This window comes from Bradyrhizobium sp. WSM1743, assembly GCF_000473065.1.
Classification (GTDB): domain Bacteria; phylum Pseudomonadota; class Alphaproteobacteria; order Rhizobiales; family Xanthobacteraceae; genus Bradyrhizobium.
Genome location: NZ_AXAZ01000115.1, coordinates 1 through 13,764, shown reverse-complemented (window position 1 = coordinate 13,764; position 13,764 = coordinate 1). Strand labels below are relative to the sequence as shown.

Below are 13,764 nucleotides of genomic sequence, written 5' to 3'. Positions count from 1 at the left end.
ACGCCGCGCGCCGTCCGACGCCGCGCAAAAAAAGCCCGACATCGGGAACCACTCGCTCACATCCCATTAAGCAAAGCTCTCGCTTGCGGGAGAGGGTTGGGGAGAGGGTGCTTCCACAATGGGACAATCCCCAAGAGGAGAAAGCCCTCACCCGGCGCTTCGCCATAGCCGAGGCTTTGCCTCGGCGTCTTTTGAGACGACGGCCGCCGGAGGCGGCCTGTGCCTCTCCCGCAAGCAAGCGGGAGAGGTGAACGAGCCAGCGCCTGACCGGATGCGATCACCCGCCGGCCTGGTGGCTCAGTAATGCGGCTCGTACATCTGGGATTGGACCAGGGCCTTCACGTCGTTGGGTGCGGGTCCGTCCGCCAGCCCGCGTTGATAGGCCACGTCCGCAACGGCCGCCGCGATGCGGACCGAGACCTCGCGGATGCGCGGCAGTGCCGGGTAGAGGCTGCCTTGCGCCAGATCCTCCTTGCCGACGCAGTCGGCAAGCGTGTGGGCCGCCGCCATGAACATCTCGTCGGTCACCAGCTTTGAGCCACTGGCGATGACGCCGAGGCCGACGCCGGGGAAGATGTAGGAGTTGTTACCCTGGCGCGGCACGAAGCTGCGGCCGTTGAGCTTGACCGGATCGTACGGGCTGCCGCAGGCGAACAGCGCGCGGCCCTCGGTGTAGCGATAGGCATCCTCCGCCGAGCACTCGGCCTTCGAGGTCGGATTGGAGAGCGCGAACACGATCGGCTGCTCGTTGAGCTCCGCCATCGCCTTGAGCACGTCGGGCGTGAAGGCGCCGCCGACCGCGGCGACGCCGATGATCGCCGTCGGCTTCAGCGTCTTGATGGCGGTGAGGAAGTCGGCGATCGGCGCCTGGTCGGCGTGGGCATAGCGGAGCTTGTGGCCAGAGAGGCCTTCGCGGCCGCTGACGACGAGACCGCGGGAATCTACCAGCCAGTTTCGCCGGAGCGCGTCCGCCTCGGAAGCCCCTTCCGCCATCATGGCGGAGACCACGAGATCGGCGATTCCGGTCGCCGCCTCGCCCGCGCCGAGGAACAGGATGCGCTGATCCCTGAGCTTGCCCCCGGAGACGCGCAACGCCGAGAACAGTCCGGCAAGCGCCACCGCCGCGGTGCCCTGGACGTCGTCGTTGAAGACGCAGGCCTCGTCGCGGTATTTGTGCAGCAGCTTGAACGCCGAATGATTGGCGAAATCCTCGAACTGGATCAGCACGCCAGGAAAGGTCTTCCGCGCGGCTTGCATGAATTCGTCGACGAAGCTGTCATAGGCCTCCCCGGTCAGCCGCCGCTCGCGCAGTCCGAGATAATAGGGATCGTTCAACAGCTCTTCGTTATTCGTGCCGACGTCGAGCACGATCGGCAGGCAGAGTTCGGGATGCACGCCGGCACAGGCCGAATAGAGCGAGAGTTTTCCGACCGGAATGCCCATGCCGTTGGCGCCGAGATCGCCGAGACCAAGAATGCGCTCGCCGTCGGTGACGACGATCAGCTTGGCCGGATAAGGCCAGTTCTTCAGAAGCTCCGCGATCTGGCCGCGATCGCGCGAGGAGATGAACATGCCACGCGGCCGCTGGAAGATCAGGCCGTATTTCTGGCAGGCAAGCCCGACCGTCGGCGTGTAGATGATCGGCTGGATCTCGTCGATATTGTCGACGACGACGCGAAAGAACAACGCCTCGTTGCGGTCGTGCAGCGCGTTCAACGCGACATATTTTTCGAGGTCCGTCGGCAGCGTACGCAGATTGGTGAGCACGCGCTGAGCCTGCGTCTCCATCGTCAGCACGCAGGGCGGCAGGAGGCCGCGCAGGCCCAGCGCCTCGCGCTCGGATTCCGTGAAAGCCGTGCCCTTGTTGAGCAGGGGGTCGCGCAGCAGCGTCATGCCGTGCGCGGTCTCAGATGATGCCGAATGGGCGCTGACCCGAGCAGGTCTATTCACGAATTCCCCCAAGGACTTTCTTGTTGAACCGCAGCCATTGTCGGCCAGCGCTCAATCGAGATCAAGGACGTAGAGGACTCCGGCCGCGACCGTGATCTCGCACCGCAGCGAGATCGTCGTGGGAGGTTGCAGGCTGCGCGACGCAAAGGTTAACGCCGCAAAGCTCTTGCGCCTCATGATGAGAGATCGAGAGCCGGCCTGTTCTCCCTCCCCGGTCATTCCGGGGCGCGCGTCAGCGCGAGCTCGGAATCCATTGCCTATCCAACCCAGGGCAATCGCATTTGGAAGCGATTTCTTTGCGGGGCATCCTTCGAGACGCCCGCCGTTGGCGGGCCCTCAGGATGAGGACGGAGTACGCGGCATCAGTTTCCACGGGCACCGACGCCGATTAGCCTCATCCTGAGGAGGCGCGTAGCGCCGTCTCGAAGGACGAGGCGCGCGCTCGGGCCGCCGCCAAGAATTCATATGCGATCGCCTGCTATCCCGCCACCCGCCGCGGCGTCAGATTGACCGCGCCATCCGCCGGCGGCGCGATATGCATCAGGATCGTCTGCGTCGCGGATGCGACCTCGATGCCGTTCTGCTGGAAGTGCAGTTTCATGCGGCGGTTGAATTCGCGCTGGACGGGCCAGCGCCCGGCTTCGGTGCAGCGGATCTGGCCGACGATCGACACCATTGCGCCGTCCACCTTGTCGACGCCCCACAGCTCGAGGTCGCCGCGGATCAGTGCGCGGAATTCCGGTTCGCGCCGCATCTCGTCGACGATGTCCTTGAGGATCTGGCCGGCGCGGTCGGTGTCTTCCTTGTAGGCGACGTTGACGCTGACCGAGGCGTTGCCGGCGCCGCGGCTGGCATTGGTGATGGTCGTGACCGCGCTGAACGGCACGATGTGCACGGCGCCGTCGCCCGCGCGCAGGCGGATGGTGCGGATCGAGACGTTCTCGACGACGCCCGAGAGCCCTGACACGCTGACATTGTCGCCGACCTGGACCGTGTTCTCCAGCAGCAGGAACAGGCCGGTGATGAGGTCCTGCACCAGCTTTTGCGAGCCGAAGCCGATCGCGATGCCGACGATGCCGGCGCCCGCGAGCAGCGGCGCGACATTGACGCCGATCTCGCTCAGCGCAGTAAGGCCGACGACGGTTGCGATCAGGCAGAGCAGCGCCGTGCGCAGCATCGGCTGGAACGTGCGTAGACGCGCGGCCCGGGCGTAATGGCCGTCCCGGGACAGCGTATTGATCTGGCGATCCAAGAACGCATTGCTGGCTTCCCAGATCGCGGCTGCGATGAACGCGGCGAGGCCGATCGTCACCACGGCCGAGATCAGGCGACTGCCGATCTGGCCGCCATAGAACCAGACGATCGCGTCGACACCCCAGACTTCGAGCACGGCCACGAACCCGATGAAGGCGATCACGCTGGACACGATCCTGCGCAGCAATGGGAGATAGCGGTTGGCGCGAATCTCGAGGCCCGGAAAGCGCTGAAGAATCTCCGGCTTGATGCGGAAGCCACGGTCGATCAGGCTCAGCGTCACCATGATGACGACACGCGTGACCAGCACCACCGCAATAGTGCCGACGAAATATTGTAGCAGCAGCGAATAGCCGTTGCGGATATTGAGCGCCCACACCGCCCACAGCGCCAGGTCAAGCGCGATGGCAAGATAATGCCAGCCGCCGGCGATGCGGTTACGCAAACGGGCCGCAATCCCCTGCCGCTCGGCCGGCGCGCGGATGGCGTCGGCGACCTGGCGGCGGCATTGCAGGATGATGACGACGATGAAGAGGTGCACGACCAGCATCACCATGCGCAGCAGCGCGGCGTAACCGGCGCGGTGCAGGCCGAGCAGCAATGCCACGTTGGCGAAGGCGATGCCGGTGACGCCGACACCGACGATGCGGCGCGCCCAGATCTCGACATAGGCCGCAGTTTCGGCCCGCACCGGAAACAGGCCGAGCGGTCCCGCCAGCGCCCGGACCACGCAGATGAGCCCGCGCGAAAACGCATAGGCGTTGACGACTGCGAGGATCACGAGGCGGACGGTCGTGGGCTCGCCGATCACCGTCCCGAGCAGCGCAGTGGCGACGCCGACGAAGACGACCGCCGGCAGCAGCTCGAGGATCAGGCGCCCCAGCACGAAGGGCAGCCGCAACAGGACCTGCCAGACTCGCGCAAGGCTGTGACGGCGCTTGTTCAACTCGGGTGCGGGAGTGACATCGGCCACCGATGACGGCGAGTCGGCTACGGGCAGCACCTGTGCCGGCAGGTGCGCGGTTTGCGGCACGCGTCCTTCCAGAAACGCGACCGGCCGGCGGATCAGGCGGAAGATCACCCATTCGGCCGCAAGCGCGCAGCCGAGCACCAGCGCGAGCTTCCAGGCGATCTCGATCAGGAGGTTATAGGCCGCGGGATCGTTCGCGGTCCGCATGATCCAATAGTAGAACGCCGGAAAGTGCGTGAGCGTCCGCGCCATGCCGGCGATCTCGCCCGAGATCTCGCCGATCTGCTCGGACACCGTGAGCATGAGCTGCGCACCGAGGCCGTCGGCCGCAAGCGGGATCGGCGATTTTGGCTCCGGCGCCGCTTGCTGCGGACCGGACGCGTTGGCGATCACGCGGAGCGTATCGATCATCTGCGCGCGCTTCTTGTCGTCCTGAAGGGTTTCCAGCGCGCGCTTCGCCTCGTCAGGCGACAGTGCGGCAGCGCTTTTTGCCGCGGGCGGAGGCGGCTCGGCACGGGCACCGGAGAGAGGTGGAATCGTGAGGAAGAGAGCGGCGAGGAGCGCCGCGGCCAGCTTATGCGACACGAGGATTCCCTGGAAAAAATGAATGCACCGGCGGCGTCGGGAGCGTCACCGCCGAAGCAGATGCGTCATGTCGGATTGCCGCTATTCGCCCCGGCCCTGTGTCGGAAGTTGGCCTTTGAGGCGACATTCTCTTGGCATTTGCCGCAATGCAGGATCAGGAGCCGCGGCACCACCGACGTGCTGTGATGCGCCAAGGACCTCTCGCGCCCTTGCGGAACGACGGCGAGGTGGATGGGAACAGCAGGATGTCAAAGAGGCTCGTTACGGCAGCCCCATCACGGCCATCCGACACGATCGATGTGATGCAAATTACAGCGCCGGGAAGGTAGGGGCCTTGCCTCACTGATGCGGCCCGCTAAACCTTGACCCGGCGTGCCGTTCGCGGTTTTCGCCGCTATGCGTTGGTCCGAACGAGCTCCATCGCACTTAGCGGCTGGATTTGCGGAGGTGGCGTCATAGACCTCCCCTTGCTCATGAGGTGGACGTTGCACGTCGCTTGTTTGCGACCGTTGCGATGCTCGTCCCAGGACACAAAACTGTCAAGCAGGATCAACGATCCGAAGATCACATTTGAAGGCGCGAGTTCCCTGGAAGCAATCCGCCAATGGAAAGCGCTTCCGCGCGGATCGCAGCTGCGGAAGGGCAGCGGGCATGGTGGCATCATGCCCCTGCTTTGCCCGACGAGTCAAACGAGCTTCGTAAAATCCGCAGCAACGATGACGGACCTGCAAGCCATTGATTCCGCTATGCTCGGCTACTGTGCATGGGGTTGTTTTCGCGTTTTTTGTGCATGGCCGGCCCAGCCGCTTAGAGAAACATATCCGCCAGGTCGACGGTCGAGGACTTTCCGATCTGGTCGAAGTTTCGCGCCAGCCAGCTTCGCGCCGCCTCGCGGCCCTCATCGCGCAGGCGGCACAACAGGCTCCATTCCGGGTGGAATTGCGTGGCCGTGCCGAGCTGCGACATCAACTGGTCATTGCCGATCCAATGCATGTACATGCGGCTATGCTTGTCGCTGTCGAGCTCGCCGTCGTCGATCAGCCGGGTCGCGAAGGCGATCGCGCGCATCTCGCGCATCAACGACGAATTGAAGCTGATCTCGTTGATGCGGTGGAGGACATCGGCTGCACTGGTCGGCAGCTCGTTGCGCCTGATGGCCGTGACCTGCACGATGATGACGTCGTGACTGCCCTTGCGGTAGATCAACGGATAGATCGCGGGATTGCCGAGATAGCCGCCGTCCCAATAATGCTCGCCGTCGATCTCGACAGCCTGGAAATAGGGCGGCAGGCAGGCCGAGGCGAGCACGGTTTCCGCCGTGAGAAGCGGGCTCTGGAACACCTTGATCTTGCCGGTGCGGACGTTAGTGGCGTTGAGAAACAGCTGCGGCGCCTCGGGCGAGGAATTGAGCCGGTCGAAATCGACCACGCGCTGCAGCAACGCCCGGAGCGGATTGAAATGAAAGGGATTGAGCAGGCCCGGCGGCAGCGTGTGCGTCAGCGTGTGGATGACGGCGTGGACCGGATGATATTCCGGCGGCAGCTTCAGAGCCTGGATCCACTGGTTCAGCGGCGACATCAAATCGTACGCCATGTCCATGCGCGACACTTCGTACCAGAATGCGTGCAGGCTTTCCCGCGCGGCCTCCGCGCCGCCGTTCGCCATGCCGGAGGCCATCGCCACCGCATTCATGGCGCCGGCACTGGTGGCGCTGATCGCCTCGATTGCGAGCCTGCCGTCCTCGAGCACCTGGTCGAGCACGCCCCAGACGAAGGCGCCGTGCGCGCCGCCGCCCTGGAGCGCGAAGTTGACGTTCTTGCAGTTCGTGGTCCCGTTGGCTGTCACTTTGCCTGCTTCTTGCCTCCCGTCCCCTCTTTCTCCAGCGCCTTGCGCACTTGCTCGAACTCCTCCAGCGAGGCCTTGTCGGCGCGGGGGAAGCGCAGGTCGAGCTTTTCGAGCGCTGTATTGATCACCGAGCCGATCACGACGCGCGCGAACCATTTGTGATCGGCGGGCACGACGTACCACGGCGCATGAGGCGTTGCCGTGTGGCGGACGATGTCCTGGTAGACCGCCTGGTAGCGCGGCCACAGCGCGCGCTCCTTGATGTCGTCCATGGCGAACTTCCACTGCTTGGCCGGATCCTCCAGCCGCTCGAGAAAACGCTCGCGCTGCTCTTCCTTGGACACGTTCAGAAAGAACTTCAGCACCAAGGTGCCGTTGCGGCAAAGATAGCGCTCGAAGGCGGAGATGTCCTCGAACCGCTCCTTCCAGATGTTCTTCGTCATGAGCTTTGGCGGCAGCTTCTCCTTGGCAAGAATCTCCGGGTGCACGCGCGTCACCAGGCATTCCTCGTAATGCGAGCGGTTGAAGATGCCGATATGGCCGCGCTCGGGCAGCGCGACGACGTGACGCCAGAGGAAATCGTGGTCGAGCTCCTTGCTGCTCGGCGCCTTGAAGGCCGTGACTTCGCAGCCCTGCGGATTGATGCCCTCGAAGATCGCCTTGATCGCACTGTCCTTGCCGCCGGCATCCATCGCCTGGAACACGATCAGCACGGACCAGCGGTCCTGGGCGTAGAGCCTCTCCTGGAATTCGATCAGCCGCTTCTTGTTGGCGTCGAGAAGCGCCTGCGCCTTCTCCTTGTCGAGATCGCCCTTCTCGTTGGTCTTGTGCGCCTTGAGGTGAAACTTGCCCGAGCCATCGTAGCGGAATGGCGTGATGTAGCGGTCAAGCTCCTGGGCGAGCGATTTGGACGGCTTCTTGCTCATTAGTGCGGGGCACCTTGCGTTGCGGCTTCAATCGGTCGAGCAAGCTACCAAGGATGCCCTTGGGAAGGAATATGATGAAGAGCACGAGCAGCACGCCGTAGACGAGGTTGTCCCAGCCGACCGCCTTGGTGCCGAAGCCGATGCGCAGGGTCTCCGCGAGCAGAATGGTGATGATGGCCCCGACGGTCGGGCCGAGCGAGACGAACAGCCCGCCGACGATGGCAGCGAACACCATCTGCAGCGACACCGCGATGCCGCTGACGGTGTCGGGCGTGATGAACATCTGGTACTGGCAGTAGATTGCGCCCGCGAGCGCCGTCATCAGCGCGCTGAGCAGCGTGATCTTCAGCTTCTCGGCGGTGACGTCGACACCAGCCGCGGCTGCGGCGTCCTCGTCCTCCGAGATCGCCTCCAGCGCATAGCGGGCCATGCTGCGGTCGACCCAGTGCCAGACCACGATGCCGAAAAGCCAGATTCCGAGCGCGATGAGGTACCAGGTCGTCTTGTCATCGAATTGCAGCGCCAGCAGCTTGCTGCCCGAGGTCCGGTTCGGCGTGTAGCCGAGCGAGCCACCGGTATAGTCACGTGTCGCGGTGATGACCTGGAGCACGATGCCTGACAGCGCCAGCGTCACCAGCACGAAATAGTGCCCGGTGATGCGGAAGCGGAAGCAGGGATAGCCGACGATCAGCGCCAGTGCTCCGGCCGCGCCCATGCTGATGGGAATGCCGATCCAGGGCGACAGACCGAGATGATTCCAGAGCAAGGCGGTGACATAGGCACCGATCCCCATGAAGCCGCCATGCCCGAGCGAAACGAGGCCAAACCGCCCCATCATCGACCAGGAGGTGTAGGCGAACGACCAGATCAGGATCAGCACCAGGATGTGCAGATGATAGGGGTCGCGATAGACGAAGGGCAGCGCGACTAGCGCCGCCAACCCCAGCCCCCACGCCGCAAGCCGCCCCTGCCCCATCATCGCCGCCTCGCAAGCAGGCCCGCGGGCCGGATGAACATCATGACGATGAAGAAGGCGAAGGCGAGCACATAGCCCCATTCGAGATCGGAGAACAGGCCGCCGAGCGAGATGATCTCCGCGAACAGGAAGGAGGCGATGAAGCCGCCGATGAAATTGCCGAGGCCCCCGAGCACGCAGATCAGGAAGGTGATCGGCCCGAAGGAGAGGCCGACAAAGGGATGCACGTCATATTGCAGCACCAGGAGGCAGGCCGCGAGCCCGGCCAGCGCACCGCCGAGCGCGGAGGTGATGAGATACATCCGCTTGGTATCGACACCCATCAGCGCCATGATCTGCCGATCCTGCGCGATGGCACGGATCGCAGTGCCGGTGAAGGTGCGCGTCATGAACAGATAGACCGCGACCATGCCAACCAGTGCCGCCAGGAAGGACAACAGCCGTGCATAGCTGAAATTCATTTCGCCGAAGGCGAGCACCGGAAGGCGGATGCCAAGGTTGCGGAAGTCGATGCCGAAGGCGACGGTGGCAAAGCTCTGCAGCACGAACAGCACCCCGCCGGTCGCGAGCAGCTGGTTGATCGGCGGCGCGGTCAGCAGCGGCGCGATCACGAGGTAGTGCAGCGCCGCGCCGAGGAGCGCGACCAGCAGGATGGTGAGCGGGGCGGCGACGAAATAGCTGACGCCATAATACTGCACCATGAAATACATGGCGTACATGCCGATCATCACCAGCTCGGCGTAGCAGATCCAGGTCACGTCGATGACGCCGAAGATCAGGTTGAGTCCGAGCGCGAGCAGCGCCAGCACGCCGCCGAGCAGGATGCCATTGATCACGGCCTCCAGCAGATAGATGTCGAAAACGTCCAGGAACGCCTGCATGCCCATCACACCCCGAGATAAGCTTCCTTGACCGTGTCGCTCGCCAGCATCTCGGCCGACGTGCCGGACGCGCGGATCGTGCCTGCCTCGATCAGATAGGCGCGGTCGACCACCTTCAGCACCTGCTGCACATTCTGCTCGACGATCAGCACCGTCAGGCCGCTGGCGCGGATCCTTTTCACCAGCTCGAACACCTGCTGCACCACGACCGGCGCAAGCCCGGCGGAAGGCTCATCCAGGAGCAGCAGCTTCGGATTGGACATCATTGCGCGGCCGATCGCGCACATCTGCTGCTCGCCGCCGGACATCGTGCCGGCCATCTGGTGCCGCCGCTCCTTGAGGCGCGGAAACAGGTCGAACACGACCTCCAACCGCTCGGCGTAATGCCCGCGCGCCTCCTTCATGAAGGCACCCATCTTGAGATTGTCGTCGACCGTGAGCTGCGGAAATAGCCGGCGGTTCTCCGGCACATGCGCAATGCCGAGGCTGACGATCTTGTGCGGCGGCGTCACGACGACATCGACGCCTTCCATCTTGATCGAGCCGCGCGAGGGCCGGATCAGGCCGGAGATGACGCGCATCAAGGTGGTCTTGCCGGCGCCGTTGGGACCGATGACGCCGACGGCCTCGCCGGCCTTGACGTCGAGATTGACGTCGAATAGCGCCTGGAACGTGCCGTAGCCGGCATTGACGCCGCGGAGCTCCAGCATCGGCTAGCCTCCCGCTCGGCGGCGCGCTTCGGCGGCCGCGGCCTGCGTAGTCTCGGCATCGGTGCCGAGATAGACCTCGATGACGCGTGGGTCGCCGGCAACCGCGCTCGGCAGGCCTTCCGAGATCTTCTCGCCGTGATCGAGCACCATGACGCGATCGACGACGCGCATCAACACGCCCATGATGTGCTCGACCCAGATGATGGTGATGCCGAGTTCGTCGCGGATGTTGCGCAGCATGTCGGCGGCCTGATCCATCTCGGTCTCGTCGAGGCCGCCGAGACTCTCGTCGGCGAGCAACAGCTTTGGCGCGGTGGCGAGCGCCTTGGCGAGTTCGAGCTTCTTCAGTCCTGCTGCGCCGAGGCCATCGACGCTGGCATGGCGATCGGTCGGCAAGCCGACCATAGCCAGCGAACGCTCGGCCGCTTCCTCGGCCTTGATGCGACTGTGGCGGCCCTGGCCGTAGAATCCGGCGAGCGCGACGTTCTCAAAAATGGTCAGGCGGCGGAAGGGACGCGGAATCTGGAAAGTGCGGCCGATGCCGCCGTTGATGATCCGGTGTGGCGCAAGGCCTGCGATCTCGTGTCCGGCGAACAGGATCGATCCGGCGGTCGGCGCCAGCGTGCCGGAGAGCATGTTGAAGATCGTGCTCTTGCCCGAGCCGTTGGGCCCGATCAGGCCGAGGATCTCGCCCTGGTCGACCCTGAACGACACATTGTTGACGGCCGTGAAGCCGCCAAACCGCTTCACCAATCCGTTCACCTCCAGCACCGCCGTTCTCCGCCGCTACTGGTTGCTGTAGGTGGTGCCCTTCGGCAGTGGCAGCACGGCCTCGCGCATCAAAACCTCCCGGACGATTGTGCGTTGCATTCTCGTTCTTGTTTTCGCCCATCACATGGGCTGCGCGAAGCGATGTCAAGCCTCGCGCATCAGCGAGAGGCGAACTGCTGCGCAATAAAGGCCGTGACAAATCGCGGCATGGTCGGCGTAAGATCGCTCATCCCGCGCACGAGATGAATGGCCGACAATTCGGGCTCGGCCTCGCGCGCGAGATTGGCTTCGATCCGGACGCGGGCTTCATCGCCCGGCATGTCCAGATTGAGGACCTGAATCATCGCAATCGCGCGACCGGAGACGACGCAATGCCAGTCCGCCTCCGCCGCGTAGTCCTCGGCGGTCAGCCCGGTCTCTTCCTCGATCTCGCGGACGACGCTGCCGGGAACGTCGAGAACGCCGTCCCTGACGTCGTCGAGGTCGGGCGTGCCCGAAGGGAAATAGATACGGCCCGCATTGGCGGTGTGCTGCGCCATCTCGCCCAACACGAAGGCACCGTCGGAGGTGCGCAATGCGCCCATGCCGAAACCGTTGAACACTGCCGCGTCAGGGAAGCCCCAGTCGCGCCAGGCGAGAAAGCTGGCGAAATCGGCCTCGAAATAGGTTGCGCTGAAATGGCCACCGGAGAAGACGGGGTCGCGGCCGAGCAGCACGCGGCCATTCCAGAGCTTCGGCCGCTCGCGCTGGTGCTCGGCGAAATGCGCCGCGATCTCGGCGCGGCGTTCCTCGGCGAACGGCCACACGATCGGCCGCACGGCAAGATCAAGCGTCGTGACGCGATGAATGACCGGTGACGTCATGACGCCTGGTTACTACGCCTTCGCGTCAGCTATTTGGCGCTCCCCGTCGTCTTCTTGGCCTGGTCGACGAATTTGTTGGTGAAGGTCTTGCTGACGTCGATCTTGGCATTCGCCACCTCGGGCGAACCGACGCTGAACACCGCGAGCACGGCGTCGGCGCCCTTCGGGTCCATCTTGCCGGTCTCGGAATACATCGGGATCGTGTTCTTCAGCGCGGCAAGATAGAGATCCTTGTTCTTGCCGACCGTCTCCTCCGGCATCTTTGCCATAATCTCCTCGGGCGAATGCGAATGGATCCAGGCGAGCGTGGCCAGGATCGCATTGGTGAGCCCCTGCGCTTCCTTCTCGTGGCCATTGACCCAGGCCGCGGTCGAGTAAAGCGCACCGCCCGGATATTCACCGCCAAACGTCTCGAGCGTATCCTTCTGGGTACGGGTATCGCTGAGGATGCGCAGATCCTTGTGGCTGCCCTGAAGCACGGTCACCGAAGGATCGAGCATCACGGCCGCGTCGATCTGCCCCTGCTCCATCGCGGCGACCGCGGTGGCGCCGAGGCCGACGCCGATCACGGCGGCACTGGTGGGATCGAGCCCGTTCTTCTTGAGCATATATTTGAGGAAGAAGTCGGTGGAGGAGCCGGGCGCACTGACGCCGACCTTCTTGCCGGCAAGGTCCTTGACCGATTTGATGTCATTGGTGCGCGAGGGCGCGACCACCAGCACGAGGCCGGGATAGCGGTCATAGACCACGAAGGACTGCAGCTCCTGCTTCTTGGCCGCGAGATTGACGCAATGGTCGAAATAGCCGGAGACGACATCGGCGCTGCCGCCGAGCACGGCTTTGAGCGCGTCCGAGCCGCCCTTGAGGTCGACCAGCTCGACATTGAGACCGGCCTTGTCGTACTCGCCGAGCTGCTTGGCCAGCACCGTGGGCAAATAGCACAGGCAGGAGCCGCCGCCGACCGCGATGGTGACCTTGCTTTGGGCTGCGGCCAGCGAGGTGGTGAGCGTCAGCGCGAGCAGCGCGCCGGCGAGCCTGGCAATCGTGTTCTTCATTGGTTTCCTCCGTTCGGCCGGCGGCACCATAGAGCAGCGGGGCAGGCTTGAGAAGCACCGCCTGAGTGGGCTGGCCATCGGCCGTTCGGCGCAATAGCATGCCCAGACAAGAACAATTCGTGATGGGGAGGATCATCCATGAATCGCCTTGCTGCCGGGCTGTCGATCGCCGCCGCCTTTGCCGCCGGAAGCGGCGCCACCCACCTGCTCCGCCCGGCGCTCGCCGCCGAGAACATTACCGCGCAGATCATCCACACCGGTGAGATGGAAGGCGATGCGCTCGGGCCCGCCAACGCCGTCGGCTACCGCTCCAAGATGTTCGCGAGTGCGGACGGCGCCACCGTCTCGATCCAGGTCGGCAACGTGCCCAAGCACCTACATCCCAACACCAACGAGATCCAGTATATCCTGGACGGGACCGGGACGATCTGGCTCGGCGACAAGGAGGTCACGGTGAAGCCGGGCGATCTCGTCATCATTCCGAAGGGAACGCCGCATGGCGGCACCAAGCCGACCAGCGGCCAGGTCAAGGCCATCGCGATCAAGACCCCGCCGCAGGCACCTGATGATACCAAGCTGCTGGATTAATGACGGTGAGCTCCCTCTCCCGCTTGCCTTGCGGGAGAGGGCTGGGGAGAGGGTGTCTCCGCGATGGGACAATCCCCCAGAGGAGAAAACCCTCACCCGGCGCTTCGCGCCGACCTCTCCCGCAAGCGAGAGCTTTGCTTAATGGGATGTGAGCGAGTGGTTCCCGATGTCGGGCTTTTTTTGCGCGGCGTCGGACGGCGCGCGGCGTGGAATGGGTGCGTTTTCCGCGGCCGACCGCTGGCGTCGGGCGGCGGCGGTCATGCCGCAGCTCCCGCAGGAGACAGCACCGCCCATCGTTTGAGATTCATGGCGAGGCAGATCAGGCGCAGATGCGTCTGGTTGCGCGCCAAGCCCAGATAGCGGGCGCGCGCCCAGCGGTAGCTGCCCTTG

Annotated in this window: 11 protein-coding genes; 1 reads left to right on the top strand and 10 read right to left on the bottom strand. The window is 64.3% G+C overall.

Going from position 1 to position 13,764, the window contains the following annotated elements; all coding sequences use genetic code 11:
- Positions 1 to 297 precede the first annotated feature (297 nt).
- The 10 genes from YU9_RS0137000 to YU9_RS0136945 all read right to left on the bottom strand — a co-directional run bounded on the left by YU9_RS0137000 (position 298) and on the right by YU9_RS0136945 (position 12,786).
- Positions 298 to 1,950, bottom strand: coding sequence for an NAD-dependent malic enzyme (locus YU9_RS0137000; RefSeq protein ID WP_084299207.1), 1,653 nt, complete (start codon positions 1,948 to 1,950; stop codon positions 298 to 300).
- Positions 1,951 to 2,428: 478 nt separating this feature from the next.
- Positions 2,429 to 4,759, bottom strand: a complete 2,331-nt coding sequence (locus YU9_RS0136990) for a mechanosensitive ion channel domain-containing protein (protein WP_027577223.1) — start codon at positions 4,757 to 4,759, stop codon at positions 2,429 to 2,431.
- An 807-nt stretch (positions 4,760 to 5,566) separates the two neighbouring features.
- On the bottom strand, positions 5,567 to 6,604 hold the full coding sequence (locus tag YU9_RS0136985; RefSeq protein ID WP_027577222.1) for a patatin-like phospholipase family protein: 1,038 nt from the start codon (positions 6,602 to 6,604) through the stop codon (positions 5,567 to 5,569).
- Positions 6,601 to 7,530, bottom strand: a complete 930-nt coding sequence (locus YU9_RS0136980; protein ID WP_027577221.1) for a polyphosphate kinase 2 family protein — start codon at positions 7,528 to 7,530, stop codon at positions 6,601 to 6,603. The genes YU9_RS0136985 and YU9_RS0136980 overlap by 4 nt, the downstream gene beginning before the upstream one ends.
- On the bottom strand, positions 7,490 to 8,509 hold the full coding sequence (locus YU9_RS0136975) for a branched-chain amino acid ABC transporter permease (protein WP_027577220.1): 1,020 nt from the start codon (positions 8,507 to 8,509) through the stop codon (positions 7,490 to 7,492). Before YU9_RS0136975 ends, YU9_RS0136980 begins: the two co-directional genes overlap by 41 nt.
- Positions 8,506 to 9,387, bottom strand: a complete 882-nt coding sequence (locus tag YU9_RS0136970; RefSeq protein ID WP_027577219.1) for a branched-chain amino acid ABC transporter permease — start codon at positions 9,385 to 9,387, stop codon at positions 8,506 to 8,508. The genes YU9_RS0136975 and YU9_RS0136970 overlap by 4 nt, the downstream gene beginning before the upstream one ends.
- Positions 9,388 to 9,392: 5 nt before the next feature.
- Entirely contained in the window at positions 9,393 to 10,097 is a 705-nt protein-coding gene (locus tag YU9_RS0136965; protein ID WP_027577218.1) for an ABC transporter ATP-binding protein, read from the bottom strand.
- Positions 10,098 to 10,100: 3 nt separating this feature from the next.
- Positions 10,101 to 10,868: an ABC transporter ATP-binding protein gene (locus YU9_RS0136960; protein ID WP_027577217.1), complete on the bottom strand. Its 768-nt coding sequence runs from the start codon at positions 10,866 to 10,868 to the stop codon at positions 10,101 to 10,103.
- A 158-nt stretch (positions 10,869 to 11,026) separates the two neighbouring features.
- Complete coding sequence (locus tag YU9_RS0136950) at positions 11,027 to 11,731, bottom strand: hypothetical protein (protein ID WP_027577216.1); 705 nt, start codon at positions 11,729 to 11,731, stop codon at positions 11,027 to 11,029.
- A gap of 29 nt (positions 11,732 to 11,760) precedes the next feature.
- Positions 11,761 to 12,786: an ABC transporter substrate-binding protein gene (locus YU9_RS0136945; protein WP_027577215.1), complete on the bottom strand. Its 1,026-nt coding sequence runs from the start codon at positions 12,784 to 12,786 to the stop codon at positions 11,761 to 11,763.
- Positions 12,787 to 12,924: 138 nt separating this feature from the next.
- On the opposite strand from YU9_RS0136945, the gene YU9_RS0136940 reads away from it, so the two are divergent.
- On the top strand, positions 12,925 to 13,374 hold the full coding sequence (locus tag YU9_RS0136940) for a cupin domain-containing protein (protein ID WP_027577214.1): 450 nt from the start codon (positions 12,925 to 12,927) through the stop codon (positions 13,372 to 13,374).
- Positions 13,375 to 13,764 lie beyond the last annotated feature (390 nt).

Coding starts and splice junctions, on each gene's coding strand:
- YU9_RS0136970 (WP_027577219.1), bottom strand. CDS start 9,387: ATGCAGGCGTTCCTGGACGTTTTCGACATCTATCTGCTGGAGGCCGTG.
- YU9_RS0136945 (WP_027577215.1), bottom strand. CDS start 12,786: ATGAAGAACACGATTGCCAGGCTCGCCGGCGCGCTGCTCGCGCTGACG.
- YU9_RS0136975 (WP_027577220.1), bottom strand. CDS start 8,509: ATGATGGGGCAGGGGCGGCTTGCGGCGTGGGGGCTGGGGTTGGCGGCG.
- YU9_RS0136965 (WP_027577218.1), bottom strand. CDS start 10,097: ATGCTGGAGCTCCGCGGCGTCAATGCCGGCTACGGCACGTTCCAGGCG.
- YU9_RS0136950 (WP_027577216.1), bottom strand. CDS start 11,731: ATGACGTCACCGGTCATTCATCGCGTCACGACGCTTGATCTTGCCGTG.
- YU9_RS0136980 (WP_027577221.1), bottom strand. CDS start 7,530: ATGAGCAAGAAGCCGTCCAAATCGCTCGCCCAGGAGCTTGACCGCTAC.
- YU9_RS0136940 (WP_027577214.1), top strand. CDS start 12,925: ATGAATCGCCTTGCTGCCGGGCTGTCGATCGCCGCCGCCTTTGCCGCC.